The sequence below is a fragment of the Streptomyces sp. MBT65 genome (assembly GCF_016612545.1).
In the GTDB taxonomy this organism is placed as follows: Bacteria; Actinomycetota; Actinomycetes; order Streptomycetales; family Streptomycetaceae; genus Streptomyces.
Map to the genome: position 1 here is coordinate 1 of NZ_JAENRY010000710.1, position 683 is coordinate 683.

1 protein-coding gene is annotated in these 683 nt (G+C 75.8%); it reads left to right on the forward strand.

The window, feature by feature from the left end:
* Window positions 1-683, forward strand: a 683-nt coding sequence (locus tag JHN63_RS51730; RefSeq protein ID WP_200692035.1) for a PucR family transcriptional regulator ligand-binding domain-containing protein, incomplete at both ends; no start/stop codon positions are given.

Here is a 683-nt window from a genome sequence, read left to right on the forward strand (position 1 = left end):
TGTCGGGGTCGGTGGGGCCCGCGAGGATCTGGGGCTGCGGCAGATCGCGGGCCCCACCGACCCCGACACCGTCATCCACTGGGCGCACACGTCGGAGATGCCGGACCCGTATCCGTATCTGCTGGGCGGCGAGCTGCTGCTGACGGCGGGCGTCCACATCCCGGAGGCGGCCGGTTCGGGTACGTACTTCGCCGACTACGTCTCCCGGATCGTCGAGGCGGGCGGGGTGGCCCTCGGCTTCGGTGTCGCGCCGGTCCACGACACCGTGCCGCGGGCCCTGGTCGCCGCCTGCGACCACTACGACCTGCCGCTCCTGGAGGTCCCGCCGCCCACCCCGTTCTCCCGCGTGGCCCGCGCGGTCTGGCAACTGATGGCCCAGGCCCGCCTCGCCGAACTCCGCCGCGTCACCGAGGCCCAGCAGAGCCTCGCGGCAGCGGCCTCCCGCCCCGACCCGATCCCCTCGGTACTCCGCCAACTCGCCCAACGGGTCGGCGGGCGGGCCGTGTTGTACGGCCCCGACGGCACGGAGATCGCGGCGGCGGAGCGGGGCACGACGGGAGCGGCGACGCGGGAGTCACTGGCGGGGCTGGCACGGGTGGTGCGCCCCACCGGAACACCCTCGGCCGCCACGGCCGCCACGCCCACCTCCGCCACGACCCCCTCCCCCACGCCCTCGTCCGCCA